Origin of the sequence: Pseudarthrobacter quantipunctorum (assembly GCF_045291495.1) — a bacterium.
In the GTDB taxonomy this organism is placed as follows: domain Bacteria; phylum Actinomycetota; class Actinomycetes; order Actinomycetales; family Micrococcaceae; genus Arthrobacter; species Arthrobacter quantipunctorum.
On record NZ_CP148033.1, the window covers coordinates 1,092,449 to 1,108,853 of the forward strand.

Annotated in this window: 24 protein-coding genes; 23 read left to right on the forward strand and 1 reads right to left on the reverse strand. The window is 61.7% G+C overall.

Annotated elements, in window-relative coordinates:
- Nucleotides 1-32: 32 nt before the first annotated feature.
- The 5 genes from rpsL to WHH00_RS05000 all read left to right on the forward strand — a co-directional run bounded on the left by rpsL (nucleotide 33) and on the right by WHH00_RS05000 (nucleotide 4,744).
- The gene (gene rpsL / locus WHH00_RS04980; protein WP_009358312.1) at nucleotides 33-407 is read left to right on the forward strand and encodes a 30S ribosomal protein S12; all 375 of its coding nucleotides are present in this window, start codon (nucleotides 33-35) and stop codon (nucleotides 405-407) included.
- 1 nt (nucleotide 408) lies between these two features.
- Nucleotides 409-879 carry a 30S ribosomal protein S7 gene (rpsG, locus tag WHH00_RS04985; protein ID WP_026531948.1) on the forward strand — a complete coding sequence of 157 codons (471 nt, stop codon included), beginning with the start codon at nucleotides 409-411 and terminating at the stop codon, nucleotides 877-879.
- Between the two features lie 68 nt (nucleotides 880-947).
- Nucleotides 948-3,062 (forward strand): elongation factor G, encoded by a 2,115-nt coding sequence (gene fusA / locus WHH00_RS04990; protein WP_102975114.1) that lies wholly within the window; start codon nucleotides 948-950, stop codon nucleotides 3,060-3,062.
- 264 nt (nucleotides 3,063-3,326) lie between these two features.
- Nucleotides 3,327-4,517 (forward strand): elongation factor Tu, encoded by a 1,191-nt coding sequence (gene tuf, locus WHH00_RS04995; RefSeq protein ID WP_056334246.1) that lies wholly within the window; start codon nucleotides 3,327-3,329, stop codon nucleotides 4,515-4,517.
- 101 nt (nucleotides 4,518-4,618) lie between these two features.
- Nucleotides 4,619-4,744 (forward strand): protein BatD, encoded by a 126-nt coding sequence (locus WHH00_RS05000; RefSeq protein ID WP_146072886.1) that lies wholly within the window; start codon nucleotides 4,619-4,621, stop codon nucleotides 4,742-4,744.
- A 23-nt stretch (nucleotides 4,745-4,767) separates the two neighbouring features.
- Here the strand turns inward: WHH00_RS05000 and WHH00_RS05005 are convergent, their stop codons facing one another.
- The gene (locus tag WHH00_RS05005) at nucleotides 4,768-6,204 is read right to left on the reverse strand and encodes a GH1 family beta-glucosidase (protein WP_406637061.1); all 1,437 of its coding nucleotides are present in this window, start codon (nucleotides 6,202-6,204) and stop codon (nucleotides 4,768-4,770) included.
- A 397-nt stretch (nucleotides 6,205-6,601) separates the two neighbouring features.
- Here WHH00_RS05005 and rpsJ point away from each other — a divergent pair, with 397 nt between their 5' ends.
- The 18 genes from rpsJ (at nucleotide 6,602) to rpsE (ending at nucleotide 16,403) form a co-directional block, all read left to right on the forward strand.
- Complete coding sequence (gene rpsJ / locus WHH00_RS05010) at nucleotides 6,602-6,910, forward strand: 30S ribosomal protein S10 (RefSeq protein ID WP_003803825.1); 309 nt, start codon at nucleotides 6,602-6,604, stop codon at nucleotides 6,908-6,910.
- A gap of 17 nt (nucleotides 6,911-6,927) precedes the next feature.
- Nucleotides 6,928-7,578 (forward strand): 50S ribosomal protein L3, encoded by a 651-nt coding sequence (gene rplC / locus WHH00_RS05015; RefSeq protein WP_013601833.1) that lies wholly within the window; start codon nucleotides 6,928-6,930, stop codon nucleotides 7,576-7,578.
- Between the two features lie 4 nt (nucleotides 7,579-7,582).
- Nucleotides 7,583-8,206, forward strand: a complete 624-nt coding sequence (rplD, locus tag WHH00_RS05020) for a 50S ribosomal protein L4 (RefSeq protein ID WP_066277873.1) — start codon at nucleotides 7,583-7,585, stop codon at nucleotides 8,204-8,206.
- On the forward strand, nucleotides 8,203-8,508 hold the full coding sequence (gene rplW / locus WHH00_RS05025) for a 50S ribosomal protein L23 (RefSeq protein ID WP_102975110.1): 306 nt from the start codon (nucleotides 8,203-8,205) through the stop codon (nucleotides 8,506-8,508). The genes rplD and rplW overlap by 4 nt, the downstream gene beginning before the upstream one ends.
- 29 nt (nucleotides 8,509-8,537) lie before the next feature.
- On the forward strand, nucleotides 8,538-9,377 hold the full coding sequence (gene rplB, locus WHH00_RS05030) for a 50S ribosomal protein L2 (protein WP_066277871.1): 840 nt from the start codon (nucleotides 8,538-8,540) through the stop codon (nucleotides 9,375-9,377).
- A gap of 12 nt (nucleotides 9,378-9,389) precedes the next feature.
- Nucleotides 9,390-9,671 (forward strand): 30S ribosomal protein S19, encoded by a 282-nt coding sequence (gene rpsS, locus WHH00_RS05035; protein ID WP_003803803.1) that lies wholly within the window; start codon nucleotides 9,390-9,392, stop codon nucleotides 9,669-9,671.
- 38 nt (nucleotides 9,672-9,709) lie between these two features.
- A complete protein-coding gene (rplV, locus tag WHH00_RS05040) occupies nucleotides 9,710-10,075 on the forward strand; it encodes a 50S ribosomal protein L22 (protein WP_009358304.1) in 366 nt (121 codons plus the stop codon).
- Entirely contained in the window at nucleotides 10,076-10,909 is an 834-nt protein-coding gene (rpsC, locus tag WHH00_RS05045; protein ID WP_013601830.1) for a 30S ribosomal protein S3, read from the forward strand.
- Nucleotides 10,910-11,326 carry a 50S ribosomal protein L16 gene (rplP, locus tag WHH00_RS05050; RefSeq protein ID WP_013601829.1) on the forward strand — a complete coding sequence of 139 codons (417 nt, stop codon included), beginning with the start codon at nucleotides 10,910-10,912 and terminating at the stop codon, nucleotides 11,324-11,326.
- A gap of 2 nt (nucleotides 11,327-11,328) precedes the next feature.
- Nucleotides 11,329-11,673, forward strand: a complete 345-nt coding sequence (rpmC, locus tag WHH00_RS05055; protein WP_066277868.1) for a 50S ribosomal protein L29 — start codon at nucleotides 11,329-11,331, stop codon at nucleotides 11,671-11,673.
- Nucleotides 11,670-11,975 carry a 30S ribosomal protein S17 gene (rpsQ, locus tag WHH00_RS05060; protein WP_013601827.1) on the forward strand — a complete coding sequence of 102 codons (306 nt, stop codon included), beginning with the start codon at nucleotides 11,670-11,672 and terminating at the stop codon, nucleotides 11,973-11,975. Before rpmC ends, rpsQ begins: the two co-directional genes overlap by 4 nt.
- Nucleotides 11,976-12,935: 960 nt before the next feature.
- The gene (rplN, locus tag WHH00_RS05065; RefSeq protein WP_009358299.1) at nucleotides 12,936-13,304 is read left to right on the forward strand and encodes a 50S ribosomal protein L14; all 369 of its coding nucleotides are present in this window, start codon (nucleotides 12,936-12,938) and stop codon (nucleotides 13,302-13,304) included.
- 3 nt (nucleotides 13,305-13,307) lie between these two features.
- Nucleotides 13,308-13,670 (forward strand): 50S ribosomal protein L24, encoded by a 363-nt coding sequence (gene rplX, locus WHH00_RS05070; protein ID WP_188809610.1) that lies wholly within the window; start codon nucleotides 13,308-13,310, stop codon nucleotides 13,668-13,670.
- The gene (rplE, locus tag WHH00_RS05075; RefSeq protein WP_102975105.1) at nucleotides 13,670-14,251 is read left to right on the forward strand and encodes a 50S ribosomal protein L5; all 582 of its coding nucleotides are present in this window, start codon (nucleotides 13,670-13,672) and stop codon (nucleotides 14,249-14,251) included. The genes rplX and rplE overlap by 1 nt, the downstream gene beginning before the upstream one ends.
- Before the next feature lie 93 nt (nucleotides 14,252-14,344).
- Nucleotides 14,345-14,743 carry a 30S ribosomal protein S8 gene (rpsH, locus tag WHH00_RS05080; RefSeq protein ID WP_406637067.1) on the forward strand — a complete coding sequence of 133 codons (399 nt, stop codon included), beginning with the start codon at nucleotides 14,345-14,347 and terminating at the stop codon, nucleotides 14,741-14,743.
- An 18-nt stretch (nucleotides 14,744-14,761) separates the two neighbouring features.
- Complete coding sequence (rplF, locus tag WHH00_RS05085) at nucleotides 14,762-15,298, forward strand: 50S ribosomal protein L6 (protein ID WP_102975104.1); 537 nt, start codon at nucleotides 14,762-14,764, stop codon at nucleotides 15,296-15,298.
- 2 nt (nucleotides 15,299-15,300) lie between these two features.
- A complete protein-coding gene (rplR, locus tag WHH00_RS05090; protein ID WP_079596676.1) occupies nucleotides 15,301-15,684 on the forward strand; it encodes a 50S ribosomal protein L18 in 384 nt (127 codons plus the stop codon).
- Complete coding sequence (gene rpsE, locus WHH00_RS05095) at nucleotides 15,681-16,403, forward strand: 30S ribosomal protein S5 (RefSeq protein WP_174176732.1); 723 nt, start codon at nucleotides 15,681-15,683, stop codon at nucleotides 16,401-16,403. The genes rplR and rpsE overlap by 4 nt, the downstream gene beginning before the upstream one ends.
- Nucleotides 16,404-16,405: the final 2 nt, after the last annotated feature.

Genomic DNA, 16,405 nt, shown 5'->3' on the forward strand with positions numbered 1-16,405 from the left:
CGGCCACTCCGGATAAAACGGAGAACACGAGAGTGCCTACGATTAACCAGCTGGTCCGCAAGGGCCGCACGCCTAAGGTCTCAAAGACCAAGGCTCCCGCGCTTAAGGGCAGCCCCATGCGCCGCGGTGTTTGCACCCGCGTCTACACCACCACCCCGAAGAAGCCGAACTCGGCTCTGCGTAAGGTGGCACGTGTACGCCTCAACGGCGGCGTGGAAGTAACCGCCTACATCCCCGGTGTTGGCCACAACCTGCAGGAGCACTCCATTGTGCTCGTCCGCGGTGGTCGTGTGAAGGACCTTCCGGGTGTCCGCTACAAGATCGTCCGTGGCGCCCTCGATACCCAGGGTGTCAAGAACCGTAAGCAGGCACGCAGCCGCTACGGCGCAAAGATGGAGAAGAAGTAATATGCCTCGCAAGGGTCCGGCCCCCAAGCGGCCGCTCGTACTAGATCCCGTTTACGGCTCCCCGCTGGTCACCCAGCTCATCAACAAGGTGCTCGTTGACGGCAAGAAGTCCACGGCAGAGCGCATCGTCTACGGTGCCCTCGAAGGCGCCCGCGCCAAGTCCGGCGGCGACCCCGTAGCAGCCCTCAAGAAGGCCATGGACAACGTCAAGCCTTCCCTCGAGGTCCGCTCACGCCGCGTCGGTGGCGCCACCTACCAGGTTCCGGTTGAGGTCAAGCCGGGCCGCTCCACCGCCCTCGCACTGCGCTGGCTGGTTGGCTACTCCAAGGCCCGCCGCGAAAAGACGATGACCGAGCGCCTCCAGAACGAAATCCTGGATGCATCCAACGGTCTCGGTGCCGCTGTGAAGCGTCGCGAAGACACCCACAAGATGGCCGAGTCCAACAAGGCCTTCGCACACTACCGCTGGTAATACTCCCGGGCGCCGCCGGCTCAACCGAGCCGGCGGCGAACGCGTAGTCAATCCCAAAAGGAGACCCCGTGGCACAGGACGTGCTTACCGACCTTAGTAAGGTCCGCAACATCGGCATCATGGCCCACATTGATGCCGGCAAGACCACCACCACCGAGCGCATCCTGTTCTACACGGGTGTGAACCACAAGATCGGCGAAACGCACGACGGCGCTTCGACCACTGACTGGATGGAACAGGAAAAGGAACGCGGCATCACCATCACGTCTGCCGCCGTGACCTGCTTCTGGGAAAACAACCAGATCAACATCATCGACACCCCCGGCCACGTTGACTTCACCGTTGAGGTTGAGCGCTCCCTGCGCGTCCTCGACGGTGCCGTTGCCGTCTTCGATGGCAAGGAAGGCGTTGAGCCGCAGTCCGAGACTGTTTGGCGCCAGGCTGACAAGTACAACGTTCCCCGCATCTGCTTCGTCAACAAGATGGACAAGCTGGGCGCTGACTTCTACTTCACCGTAGACACCATCATCAGCCGCCTCGGTGCCAAGCCGCTGGTCATGCAGCTGCCCATCGGTGCCGAGAACGACTTCATCGGCGTCGTGGACCTGCTCTACATGCGTGCACTGGTGTGGCCCGGCGATGCCAAGGGCGACGTAACCATGGGTGCGAAGTACGAGATCCGCGAGATCCCGGCTGACCTCCAGGAAAAGGCTGAGGAGTACCGCGCGAACCTCGTTGAGACCGTCGCCGAGTCCTCCGAGGAACTCATGGAGAAGTACCTCGAGGGTGAAGAGATCTCGATCGACGAGCTCAAGGCCGGCATCCGCAAGATGACGATCAACTCCGAGCTCTACCCGATCTTCTGCGGCTCCGCGTTCAAGAACCGTGGCGTTCAGCCGATGCTTGATGCAGTCGTCGACTACCTGCCGAACCCGCTCGACGTCCCCCCGATGGTCGGCCACGATCCTCGCGACGAAGAGAAGGAACTGACCCGCAAGCCTTCTTCCGAAGAGCCGTTCTCCGCGCTTGCCTTCAAGATTGCCGCGCACCCCTTCTTCGGCCAGCTCACCTTCATCCGCGTGTACTCCGGTCACGTCGAAGCAGGCGCCCAGGTGGTCAACTCCACCAAGGGCAAGAAGGAGCGCATCGGCAAGCTGTTCCAGATGCACGCCAACAAGGAAATGCCTGTTGAAGGCGCTACCGCGGGCCACATCTACGCAGCCATCGGTCTGAAGGACACCACCACGGGCGATACCCTGTGCGACTCCGCCAACCAGATCGTCCTCGAGTCCATGAGCTTCCCGGAGCCCGTGATCTCGGTTGCCATCGAGCCGAACACCAAGGGTGACCAGGAGAAGCTCTCCACGGCCATCCAGAAGCTCTCCGCTGAGGACCCCACCTTCCAGGTGTCCCTCAACGAAGACACCGGACAGACCATCATCGCCGGCATGGGCGAGCTCCACCTGGACATCCTGGTGGACCGCATGCGCCGCGAATTCAAGGTCGAGGCTAACGTGGGCAAGCCCCAGGTTGCCTACCGCGAAACCATCAAGCGCGCCGTCGAACGCCACGACTACACGCACAAGAAGCAGACCGGTGGTTCGGGCCAGTTCGCAAAGATCCAGATCGCGATCGAGCCGCTGGACACTGCCGAGGGCGAGCTGTACGAGTTCGAGAACAAGGTCACCGGTGGCCGCGTTCCGCGCGAGTACATCCCGTCGGTTGATGCGGGTATCCAGGATGCACTGAACGACGGCGTCCTGGCCGGTTACCCGGTTGTCGGCATCAAGGCGACGCTGGTTGACGGCGCCTACCACGATGTTGACTCTTCGGAAATGGCGTTCAAGATCGCCGGCCGTATGGCTTTCAAGGAAGCTGCACGCAAGGCAAACCCGGTCCTGCTCGAACCGCTGATGGATGTCGAGGTCCGCACCCCTGAGGAATACATGGGTGAAGTTATCGGTGACCTCAACTCTCGCCGTGGCCAGATGCAGTCCATGGAAGATGCACAGGGCGTCAAGGTCATCCGTGCGCACGTTCCGCTGTCCGGCATGTTCGGCTACATCGGTGACCTGCGTTCGAAGACCCAGGGCCGCGCTGTGTACTCCATGACGTTCAACAGCTACGCCGAGGTCCCGAAGGCAGTTGCCGACGAGATCATCCAGAAGACCCGCGGCGAATAGTCTTTCGGACTGTTCGCAGCGAACAACCTCGGGTGTGCTTTCCGATTCCGGACAGCACAGCCGGTGCAGGTGGCCGGGTCCCGGCCGGATACATCCGGCCAAGCCGGTTCCGGCCATCTGCACGAACAGGCTCGAGGGACTAGTATTAGTTCCTGAATCTGCAATTTCACCAATCCAAAGCCCCCCAAGTAGACTTACCTGAGTTTCCGCCGCGACAAGCGCGGCTGAAGGGTATGTCATTTGAAAACGTTCTAGGAGGAACCTGTGGCAAAGGCAAAGTTCGAGCGGACTAAGCCGCACGTCAACATCGGCACCATCGGTCACGTTGACCACGGTAAGACGACGCTGACGGCCGCCATTTCCAAGGTGCTGTACGACAAGTACCCGGATCTCAACGAGAAGCGCGACTTCGCGTCGATCGACTCTGCTCCCGAAGAGCGTCAGCGTGGCATTACCATCAACATCTCCCACGTGGAGTACCAGACCGAAAAGCGCCACTACGCACACGTAGACGCCCCGGGTCACGCTGACTACATCAAGAACATGATCACCGGTGCTGCCCAGATGGACGGCGCTATCCTCGTGGTCGCCGCTACTGACGGCCCCATGGCACAGACCCGCGAGCACGTTCTGCTCGCCCGCCAGGTTGGTGTTCCCTACCTGCTGGTCGCCCTGAACAAGGCCGACATGGTTGACGATGAGGAACTGCTGGACCTCGTTGAAATGGAAGTTCGTGAGCTCCTGAGCTCGCAGGGCTTCGATGGCGACGAAGCACCCGTGGTTCGCGTTTCCGGCCTCAAGGCCCTGGAAGGCGACCCCGAGTGGGTCAAGTCCGTTGAGGACCTGATGGCCGCAGTCGACGAGTCCGTTCCGGACCCCGTACGTGACCGCGACAAGCCGTTCCTGATGCCGATCGAGGACGTCTTCACCATCACCGGCCGTGGCACCGTTGTTACGGGTCGCGCCGAGCGTGGCACCCTCGCCATCAACTCCGAGGTCGAGATCGTCGGCATCCGCCCGGTCCAGAAGACCACGGTTACAGGTATCGAGATGTTCCACAAGCAGCTCGACGAAGCATGGGCCGGCGAGAACTGTGGCCTCCTGCTCCGCGGTCTGAAGCGCGACGATGTCGAGCGTGGCCAGGTTGTCGTCAAGCCGGGTTCCATCACCCCGCACACCGACTTCGAGGCCAACGTCTACATCCTCTCCAAGGACGAAGGCGGACGTCACAACCCGTTCTACTCCAACTACCGCCCGCAGTTCTACTTCCGTACCACGGACGTAACCGGCGTTATCACCCTGCCCGAGGGCACGGAAATGGTTATGCCCGGCGACAACACTGAGATGACCGTTGCGCTCATCCAGCCGATCGCAATGGAAGAGGGCCTCGGCTTCGCAATCCGCGAAGGCGGCCGCACCGTTGGTTCAGGACGCGTTACCAAGATCATCAAGTAATTCTTGTTGAACTGAAGAACAGCCCCGCTGCTACTGCAGCGGGGCTGTTCTTTTTGGTTAACCCGTCCCTGATACTCTTGCCTGACCGAAAGGAGTTCATCATGGGCTGGCTTATCTTCCTGATCATCGCAGTTGCCGTCGTCGCCGGGGTGTTCTGGGCCAAGAAGCACTTCCGCAACGAGATCGACCGGGCCAAGCGGATCAACCGGGCAAACAAGAACCTGTAGCTCGCAGCCGGTGGGGCCGGGAGCTACGCGCCCTGGGCTTTCCTCGCCCGGCTGAGTGCTTGGTACCAGTAGAAGGACTTTTTCGGGGTCCTCTCCTGCGTCTCAAAGTCAACATGGATTAACCCGAATCGCTGGGAGTACCCGGCGGCCCATTCGAAGTTGTCCATCAGGGTCCACACGTAGTAGCCGCGCAGGTCCACACCCGCGGCGATCCCGCCGGGGGCAGTAGCATCAAGGGCAGCCCCCAGATGCGCCGCCAGGTACGTCACCCTTTCCTCGTCGGCCAAAGTTCCGGAAACCGTGTCCGGTTCCGGGAAGCTGGCGCCGCCCTCGGTGATGTACACCGGGGGCAGGGCCTGGCCATAGCGGTCCTGGAGTTCCTTCAGGAGGACCCCCAGATGATCCGGAGCCACCGGCCAGCCGAACCCGGTGCTGCTGTATTCCGGATAACCCACCTCATGGAAGGGCAGCCTCGCGACGGCTTTATGTACGTCCGCCGGAATTGACGCTGTGCCGCGCCCCAGGGCAACCTTCACCGGGAAATAGTAGTTAAGGCCGTAGAAATCCAAGGGCTGGTGGATGGTGCGCAGGTCGGCGTCGGAAATTTTACCGATGGACCGGAGCCACGGCCGGGCATACAGCGGAAGGGCGGGATAGCGGCCCAGCAGCACCGGATCCGCATAGATCCTGTTCATGAGCAGGTCATAGAGGTGCGCCACCAGCCGGTCGCCAATCTTTCGGCTTGCCGGCCGGACGGGGGCATGCAGGTTGGTTACGCCGATGCCCCCAGCCACGCCGGCAGCGCGCAGGGCCTGCGCGCCAAGGCCGTGAGCCAACAGCTGGTGGTGGATGGAGGGGAGTGCATCGAACATCAGCGCATGGCCAGGGGCGTGGACGCCGAGGGCGTAGCCGTTCAGGGTTACCGAGACCGGTTCGTTGAGCGTGACCCACTGGGCCACACGGTCCCCAAAACGCTCGCCCGCGGCGCTGGCGTATTCGCCGAAGCGCTCGGCTGTTTCCCGGTTCAGCCAGCCGCCGCGGTGTTCCAGCGGCAGCGGCGTGTCCCAGTGGTAGAGAGTGGCCATGGGAGAGACCCCGGCTGCGAGCAGCTGGTCCAGCAGCCGGTCGTAGAAATCGAGGCCTTCCTTATTGAAGGCTCCACGCCCGTCTGGCTGAATCCGCGGCCATGACAGCGAAAAGCGGTAGGAGTCCACGCCGAGTTCCTGGAGCAGCGCGACGTCCTCCGGCAGCCTGTTGTAGTGGTCGCACGCGACGGCGGGGGAGTGACCGTCCATGATGGTGCCGGGCTTCTCGGCGAAGGCGTCCCACCCTGACGGTCCGCGCCCGCCGTCGGCCACTGCTCCCTCGATCTGGAAGGCCGCGGCCGCGACCCCCAGGGTGAACGACGGCGGCATGCGGCCCGCCAGTTCGGTCGCCGAATCGGTGCTTTCCAAAGTCATCCCCCTATCATCCATTCGGAAATCACCCGGGGCAATGGGGGTGGGCAGGACCACGTGCAGGGACGTGCCGGAGGTACCGATTCGCTTCTGTCGCTAAATTCCGGCATACTAGATGAGTTGTTCAAGCGCTTCTTCGTGTCCCGATCCGGATAATGCCGGGTGTCAGGGTCCAAGTGGAAGACCAAACATAACCCACTCCCCATGGAATAGCGGATTTGTATGCGTGCCAAGCGCGACACGCCCGACCGCGGGGGTCGGTTGCGCCGGCAAGGTGAGGAACCCGGATTCATCCGGATTCAGTTTGTGCGGCGGGTGGTAGTTACGACTTCAAATGCTTCGGCAGCCATACAACACGTAAGTAAACAGAGCAGCATTTACTGAAAGAGAGTCAGGCGACATGGCGGGACAAAAAATCCGCATCCGGCTGAAGTCATACGACCACGAGGTCATTGACGTTTCAGCACGGAAGATCGTTGAGACGGTCACGCGCGCAGGCGCAACGGTAGTGGGCCCCGTGCCGCTGCCTACGGAGAAGAACGTGTACTGCGTCATCCGCTCTCCGCACAAGTACAAGGACAGCCGCGAGCACTTTGAAATGCGCACGCACAAGCGTCTTATCGACATCATCGATCCCACGCCGAAGGCTGTTGACTCGCTTATGCGTCTCGACCTGCCGGCTGACGTGAACATCGAAATCAAGCTGTAGGGAGGTGCTGAGAGACTATGACCGCAACCCGTAACGTAAAGGGCCTGCTGGGCACGAAGCTCGGCATGACCCAGGTCTGGGACGAGAACAACAAGCTCATCCCCGTCACTGTGGTCCAGGCAGATTCGAACGTCATCACCCAGCTGCGCAACGCAGAAGCTGATGGCTACGTCGCCGTTCAGATCGGCTACGGCCAGATCGATCCCCGCAAGGTCACCAAGCCGCTGGCTGGTCACTTTGAAAAGGCAGGCGTTACGCCTCGCCGCCACGTCGTCGAACTCCGTACCGCAGATGCTGCTGAGTACGAGCTGGGCCAGGAGCTCTCCGTAGAGGTCTTCGAAGCCGGCCAGAAGATCGACGTCATCGGCACCACCAAGGGTAAGGGCTTCGCCGGTGTTATGAAGCGTCACGGCTTCCACGGCGTTGGAGCTTCCCACGGTGCCCACAAGAACCACCGTAAGCCCGGTTCAATCGGTGGCGCATCCACCCCGAGCCGCGTCTTCAAGGGCATGAAAATGGCCGGCCGCATGGGCGCCGTTCGTCACACCACGCTGAACCTCACGGTCCACGCGGTTGACGTCGAGAAGTCGCTGCTCCTTATCAAGGGTGCCGTCCCCGGCGCCCGCGGCCAGGTCGTCCTCGTACGCACCGCCGTGAAGGGAGCCTAGTCCAATGGCTAACACTGTCCAGGTTGACCTGCCTGCAGAGATCTTCGACGTTCAGACCAACGTGCCGCTGCTGCATCAGGTTGTCGTTGCCCAGCTCGCTGCTGCTCGCCAGGGTACCCACAAGACCAAGACCCGCGCCGAAGTTTCCGGTGCAGGACGCAAGCCGTTCAAGCAGAAGGGCACCGGCCGCGCCCGTCAGGGTTCCATCCGTGCTCCTCACATGACCGGCGGTGGCGTTGTCCACGGTCCCACCCCGCGTGACTACAGCCAGCGCACCCCCAAGAAGATGATTGCTGCTGCACTTCGCGGCGCTCTGTCTGACCGGGCACGCAACGGCCGTATCCACGTCGTCGCAGAGCTGGTTGAAGGCACCAAGCCCTCCGCCAAGGCTGCACTCGCAGCACTGCGCGGTGTTTCCGACCGCAAGAACCTGCTGGTCGTCATCGAGCGCGCCAACGATGTTGCTGCACTGTCCGTGCGCAACCTCGCCGGAGTTCACGTTCTGTACGCAGACCAGCTGAACACCTACGACGTTCTCGTCTCTGATGACGTTGTCTTCACCAAGGCTGCCTACGACGCATTCGTTGCCGGCAAGGCAGTGGCAAAGAATGAGGAGGATGCCAAGTGAGTGCAGCCACCATCAAGGATCCCCGCGACGTCGTGCTTGCACCCGTCGTGTCGGAAAAGAGCTACGGCCTGATCGACGAGGGCAAGTACACCTTCCTGGTGGACCCCCGTTCGAACAAGACCGAGATCAAGCTGGCCGTGGAGAAAATCTTCTCCGTCAAGGTCGACTCGATCAACACCATCAACCGTGCCGGTAAGCGCAAGCGCACCAAATTCGGATGGGGTACCCGCAAGAACACCAAGCGTGCGATTGTCACCCTCAAAGAAGGCACCATCGACATCTTCGGCGGTCCGCTCTCGTAGCGGAGACCACTTTAACGAGGAAATAAATTATGGGAATCCGTAAATACAAGCCGACTACCCCGGGCCGTCGTGGCTCGAGCGTAGCGGACTTCACCGAAATCACGCGGTCGACGCCGGAAAAGTCGTTGGTACGTCCGCTGCCCAAAAAGGGCGGCCGTAACAACACCGGTAAGATCACCACCCGTCACAAGGGTGGCGGACACAAGCGCCAGTACCGTCTGATCGACTTCCGTCGTCACGACAAGGACGGCGTGGACGCCCGCGTTGCTGAAATTGAGTACGATCCGAACCGTACGGCTCGCATCGCCCTCCTGCACTACGTTGATGGCACCAAGCGTTACATCATCGCCCCGAACAAGCTGTCCCAGGGTGACTTCGTAGAGGCCGGCGCCAACGCTGACATCAAGCCTGGCAACAACCTGCCCCTGCGCAACATCCCGGTGGGTACCGTTATCCACGCAGTTGAACTGCGTCCGGGTGGCGGCGCCAAGATGGGCCGCTCCGCCGGCGCATCGATCCAGCTCGTTGCAAAGGAAGGCCGTTTCGCCCAGCTGCGTCTGCCTTCCGGCGAAATCCGCAACGTTGACGTGCGCTGCCGCGCAACCGTCGGCGAGGTCGGCAACGCCGAGCAGTCGAACATCAACTGGGGCAAGGCTGGCCGCATGCGCTGGAAGGGCGTCCGCCCGACCGTCCGTGGTGTCGCCATGAACCCGGTTGACCACCCGCACGGTGGTGGTGAGGGTAAGACGTCCGGTGGACGTAACCCCGTCAACCCCAACGGTCAGCGGGAAGGCCGCACCCGCCGCCCCAACAAAGAGAGCGACAAGCTTATTGTTCGTCGCCGTCGTACTGGCAAGAACAAGCGATAGGAGCCTGGACACATGCCACGCAGCCTGAAAAAAGGTCCTTTCGTCGACCAGCACCTCTTTGTGAAGGTAGCCAGGGAAAACGAAAAGGGCACCAAGAACGTCATCAAGACCTGGTCCCGCCGTTCGATGATCATCCCCGACATGCTCGGACACACGATCGCCGTACACGACGGACGCAAGCACATCCCGGTGTTTGTCACTGAGTCGATGGTCGGGCACAAGCTCGGCGAATTCGCTCCCACGCGGACATTCCGCGGCCATGTCAAGGACGACCGTAAGGGCAAGCGCCGCTAGGCGCCTGCACTTACGTCAAAGACGAGAGAAGGAAAGCAATGGAAGCCAAGGCAATTGCGCGCCACATCCGCGTAACGCCTATGAAGGCCCGGCGCGTCGTCAACCTTGTTCGTGGATTGCAAGCGAATGAGGCTCTGGCAATTCTGAAGTTTGCCCCCCAGGCAGCTTCAGAGCCGGTATTCAAGGTAGTACAGTCGGCAATCTCCAACGCCCGGGTCCTCGCGGACCGCGATGGCGTGGCGTTTGACGAAGGTGACCTCATCATCAGCGAAGCGTTTGTTGATGAAGGCCCGACCATGAAGCGGTTCCAGCCGCGTGCCCAGGGTCGCGCATTTCAGATCAAGAAGCGCACGAGCCACATCACCGTGGTAGTCGCTACCCCGGAGAAAGAGGAGGCTCGCTAAGTGGGACAGAAAGTAAACCCGCACGGGTTCCGACTCGGCATCACCACCGATCACGTATCGCACTGGTTCGCTGACAGCACCAAGGCCGGCCAGCGGTACAAGGACTTCGTTCGCGAAGACATCCGCATCCGCCAGCTCATGTCCACGGGCATGGAGCGCGCCGGTATCGCCAAGGTTGAGATCGAGCGCACCCGTGACCGCGTCCGCGTGGACATCCACACGGCCCGTCCCGGCATCGTCATCGGCCGCCGTGGAGCAGAAGCAGACCGCATCCGCGGCGAGCTCGAAAAGCTCACCGGCAAGCAGGTCCAGCTGAACATCCTCGAGGTCAAGAACCCCGAGATGGAAGCACAGCTTGTTGCCCAGGGCGTTGCTGAGCAGCTGACTTCACGTGTGGCATTCCGCCGCGCCATGAAGAAGGCCATGCAGTCCGCACAGCGTGCAGGTGCCAAGGGCATCCGTATCGCCTGCTCCGGTCGACTGGGTGGCGCTGAAATGTCCCGCTCGGAGTTCTACCGCGAAGGCCGTGTGCCCCTGCACACCCTCCGCGCGAACATCGACTACGGCTTCTACGAAGCCAAGACCACCTTCGGCCGCATCGGCGTGAAGGTCTGGATCTACAAGGGTGACGTCACCGCCAAGGAACTGGCCCAGCAGGCCGCTTCCGCCCCGTCCCGCGGACGCTCCGGCGACCGTCCGGGCCGCCCGGGTGGCGCTGACCGTGGTGACCGCCGCCGTCGCAACGACCGCCCGGCCGCTGACGCAGCTCCTGCTGCAGAAGCGCCGGCAGCTGAGGCTGCACCTGCTGCAGCTGTAGAAGGAGGACAGGCTTAAATGCTTATCCCACGTCGAGTCAAGCACCGTAAGCAGCACCACCCGGGTCGTTCCGGCGCTGCTACGGGCGGCACCAAGGTCTCCTTCGGTGAATACGGCATCCAGGCCCTGAGCCCGGCATACGTCACCAACCGTCAGATCGAGTCTGCCCGTATCGCGATGACCCGCCACATTAAGCGTGGCGGCAAGGTCTGGATCAACATCTACCCGGACCGTCCCCTGACCAAGAAGCCTGCCGAAACCCGCATGGGTTCCGGTAAGGGTTCACCGGAATGGTGGGTCGCAAACGTCAAGCCGGGCCGGGTTCTCTTCGAGATCTCCGGTGTCGAGGAATCGGTAGCCCGCGAGGCACTGCGCCTGGCAATCCACAAGCTCCCGTTGAAGGCACGCATTCTGCGTCGCGAAGGTGGTGAATAGAAATGGCAGTAGGATCCAAGGATCTGGCTCCCGCACAGCTGGACGGTTTCGACAACGAGCGTCTCGTTGAAGAACTCCGCAAGGCCAAGGAAGAGCTGTTCAACCTGCGTTTCCAGTCCGCCACCGGACAGCTGGAGAACCACGGTCGTCTGCGCGCGGTAAAGAAGGACATCGCCCGCATCTACACCGTTCTCCGTGAGCGCGAGCTGGGCATTCGTGCCGAGGTTGCCGCACCGGTTGTGGAAGCCAAGGAAGAAAAGAAGTCCAAGAAGGCAGCAACCAAGAAGGCCCCCAAGGCTGAAGCCCCCAAGGCTGAAACGGTTGAGACCGAGGAGGATGCCAAGTGAGTGAAAAGGACGAGAACGTGACGGAAACTGCTACCGCAGCCACGGCTGAGCAGCGCGGTTACCGCAAGACGCGTCGCGGCTACGTGGTCTCTGACAAGATGGAAAAGACCATCGTTGTCCAGGTTGAGGACCGCGTGAAGCACGCCCTGTACGGCAAGGTCATCCGCCGTACCTCCAAGGTCAAGGCACACGATGAGAACAACACCGCCGGCATCGGCGACCTTGTTGTCATCGCCGAGACCCGTCCGCTGTCCGCCACCAAGAACTGGCGGCTCGTGGAAATCCTCGAGAAGGCCAAGTAGCACCTGCTGCTTCGGTATCCGGAAACCCCTGCTCCCACTGGGAGCGGGGGTTTCCGCGTTAACCGGGGGAGCACGGCCGCGGTGCGTCACAGCGGGCGCGCTTTTGCTGACGGCAGTGTTTGCGGGGGAGCGCCCCGACGGTGTTGCGGGGGAGTGGCACCTGTGGCGCGTCGAAAGGCTGCCGTGCGTGACGCCGTCGTCCGCCCCGGGACGCTCTCTCACTAAATGCGGCTTTTGGAGCGACGCTCGCTCACCTTCCCCAATCAAGTGATAGAGCGTCGGTGAAAAACGCCCCTTAAGTGAGAGAGCGTCCGACGGCGGTGGGGCGGGTCTCCGGGTCGCGGCACCTGGGTGGGCCATGACGCAGGTGGGCCAAACTCCAGCTGTACCTGACTCCGCCGTCAGCCTTGCAGGGGAGCGCCCCGGCGGTGTTGCGGGGAGTGGCACCTGTGGTGCGTCCAGGGGCTGCCGCGCGTGACGCCGTCGTCCGCCCCGGGACGCTCTCTCACTAAATGCGGCTTTTGGAGCGACGCTCGCTCACCTTCCCCATTCAAGTGATAGAGCGTCGGTGAAAAACGCCCCTTAAGTGATCGAGCGTCCGACGGCGGCCTGTGAGCCTGGCTCCGCCGTACGCCTTGCAGGGGAGGGCCCTTGCGGTGTTGCGGGGGAGGGCTGGCGGTGATATGGGGACTGGCCGTATCTGTGCTAGGATATTGAGTTTGTATGGCGCCGTTCGTGCGCCGTCATCAACCTCGTAAACAAGCGTGCCACGGCATAGTGCCCCCTTGCGCCCAGGAGCAGTCCTGGACCGGATGGGAGCAACTGCTTCTGGCACGGGAGTTTAGGCCTGGTCTGGCAAAATCCAGGCAGGTCAAGAGACACCCCGATCAACCGTTCCGCAAGGCTCATTCCGTAGGAAGATTTTCGGTCTGAGAACCGGCGCGACGCAAGGAGTAAATAGTGATTCAGCAGGAGTCGCGACTGAAGGTCGCCGACAACACGGGTGCTAAGGAAATCCTTACCATTCGCGTTCTCGGTGGATCTGGCCGTCGCTACGCAGGCATCGGTGACGTCATTGTCGCCACCGTCAAGGATGCAATCCCGGGCGGCAACGTAAAGAAGGGCGATGTTGTCAAGGCAGTCATCGTCCGTACCAAGAAGGAACGCCGCCGTGCGGATGGTTCCTACATCAAGTTTGACGAGAACGCAGCTGTGATCCTGAAGGGTGACGGTGACCCCCGCGGTACCCGTATCTTCGGACCGGTTGGTCGTGAACTCCGTGACAAGAAGTTCATGAAGATCGTTTCTCTGGCTCCGGAGGTGCTCTAGTCCATGGCTGCAAAGATCAAGAAGGGTGACCTGGTTCAGGTCATCACTGGCGCCAAGGCTGAGCGCGGCGGCGACCGCGGCAAGCAGGGCAAGGTCCTACGCGTCTTCACCGACACCAACCGCGTGTTGGTTGAAGGCATCAACCGCGTAACCAAGCACACCAAGGTCGGTCAGTCGCAGCGCGGCACCAAGACCGGTGGCATCGAGGTTGTTGAAGCCCCGATCCACATCTCCAACGTGGCTCTGGTTGACCCGTCCACCAAGAAGCCCACCCGCGTTGGCTTCCGCACTGAAACCGTTGAGCGTAACGGCAAGAAGCGCGAAGTCCGCATCCGCGTGGCCAAGAGCTCAGGGAAGGACATCTAATGACTGAGACTCTCGAGACTCCGGCAACGAAGATCGTTCCTCGTCTGAAGACCAAGTACGCAGAATCCATCAAGAGCACGCTCATTGAGGAATTCAAGTACCAGAACGTCAACCAGGTTCCCCGCCTCGTGAAGGTCGTTGTGAACATGGGTGTTGGAGATGCCGCCAAGGACTCCAAGCTGATCGACGGCGCCGTCCGCGACCTCACCCAGATCACCGGCCAGAAGCCGCAGGTAACCAAGGCCCGCAAGTCGATCGCACAGTTCAAGCTGCGCGAAGGCATGCCCATCGGTGCACACGCTACCCTGCGTGGCGACCGCATGTGGGAATTCCTGGATCGTCTTGTCACCCTGGCACTGCCCCGAATCAGGGACTTCCGCGGTCTCTCCGGCAAGCAGTTCGATGGCAACGGCAACTACACCTTCGGTCTGACCGAGCAGGTTATGTTCCACGAAATCGACCAGGACAAGATCGACCGCGTCCGCGGTATGGACATCACGGTTGTTACCACTGCCAAGACCGATGACGAAGGCCGCGCGCTGCTCAAGGCGCTTGGTTTCCCGTTCAAGGCCGAAGACTAATCTAACTACGTAAAAGGTCCGGCGGTATGGCTTCTGACTCCGGTCAGCTGGCAGCACCGCGGAAACCGTTACGAGGAAGGGCACGAGCCCACCATGACAATGACAGATCCTGTCGCAGACATGCTTACGCGTCTGCGCAATGCAAACTCGGCATACCACGACACCGTGACCATGCCGTACAGCAAGCTCAAGGCACGCGTTGCTGACATCCTCAAGGCTGAAGGCTTCATTGCCGGCTGGAGGGAAGAAGACGCTGAGGTTGGCAAGAAGCTGACCATCGAGCTCAAGTTCGGACCGAACCGTGAGCGTTCAATCGCTGGCGTTCGCCGTATCTCCAAGCCGGGCCTGCGTGTTTACGCAAAGTCCACCAACCTGCCGCACGTGCTCGGTGGCCTGGGTGTCGCAATCCTGTCCACCTCTTCCGGCCTCCTGACTGACAAGCAGGCCGGCAAGAAGGGCGTGGGCGGCGAAGTCCTCGCGTACGTCTGGTAACGGGAAAGGAAGAGAATAATGTCACGTATTGGACGTCTCCCCATCACCGTTCCTGCCGGCGTTGAGGTCAAGGTTGACGGCTCTGTCGTCAGCGTCAAGGGCACCAAGGGCGAGCTGAACCACACTGTGGCCAGCCCGATCGAGGTCACCCTGGATGCAGACACCCTGACCGTCGCCCGCCCGAACGACGAGCGCGCCTCCCGTTCACTCCACGGCCTGACCCGCACCCTGATCTCCAACATGATCGAGGGCGTTACCAAGGGCTACGAGAAGAAGCTTGAAATCGTTGGTACCGGTTACCGCGTTCAGGCCAAGGGATCCGACCTGGAGTTCGCTCTTGGTTACAGCCACCCGGTCAACGTCACCGCACCGGACGGCATCACCTTTGCAGTTGAGACCCCGACCAAGCTCTCTGTTTCAGGTATCAACAAGCAGCAGGTCGGCGAGGTTGCTGCCAACATTCGCAAGCTGCGGAAGCCGGACCCCTACAAGGGCAAGGGCATCCGTTACGCCGGCGAAGTCATCCGCCGCAAGGTCGGAAAGGCTGGTAAGTAACCATGGCCATCTCAATTAACAAGAAGCGTACGAACAAGAGCAAGTCTGCTTCGCGCAGCCGCCGCCAGCTTCGTATCCGTAAGCGCATCTCCGGTACGGCTGTACGTCCGCGTCTGGTCGTCAACCGTTCCGCACGCCACGTATTCGTCCAGGTTGTCGATGACACCAAGGGCCTGACCGTAGCGAGCGCCTCCACTCTGGAAGCCGACCTTCGTGCATTCGACGGCGACAAGACCGCCAAGGCCAAGCGCGTTGGCGAACTGGTTGCCGAGCGTGCCAAGGCTGCCGGTATCGAAGCTGTTGTCTTCGACCGCGGTGGTAACAAGTACCACGGCCGGATCGCCGCCGTCGCTGACGGTGCACGTGAAGGTGGGCTGTCACTGTGACGGAAGCAAACAAGGAAAAGGACACTGTGTCTGCAGATCAGAAGGCTACTGAAGCCACAGCTGCCGCTGAGACCACTGCCCCCGCAGCTGCCGACGACCGCCGTGGCGGCGCTCGTCGCGGCGAGCGTGGCGACCGTGGCCAGGGCCGCGGCGACCGTGGTGGCCGTGGCGGCCGCGACGGCGGCCGTGAAGCCGAGAAGAGCCAGTTCGTAGAGCGCGTCGTTACCATCAACCGCGTTTCCAAGGTGGTCAAGGGTGGTCGTCGCTTCAGCTTCACCGCCCTGGTCGTCGTCGGTGACGGCAACGGCATGGTCGGCGTTGGCTACGGCAAGGCTAAGGAAGTTCCTGCCGCAATCGCGAAGGGCGTTGAAGAAGCTAAGAAGTCCTTCTTCCGCGTTCCCCGCGTTGGCAGCACCATCCCGCACCGCGTTCAGGGTGAGGCTGCAGCCGGCGTCGTAATGCTGCGTCCGGCTTCCGCCGGTACCGGTGTTATCGCCGGTGGCCCGGTCCGTGCAGTACTGGAGTGCGTGGGTATCCACGACATCCTCTCCAAGTCGCTCGGTTCCTCCAACGCCATCAACATCGTTCACGCGACCGTTGATGCCCTGAAGCGCCTCGAAGAGCCGGCAGCAGTGGCAGCACGCCGCGGCCTGCCCCTCGACGAGATCGCTCCGGCGGCCCTGGTGAAGGCACTCCTGAACCCGAAGGCAGGTGCCTAGTT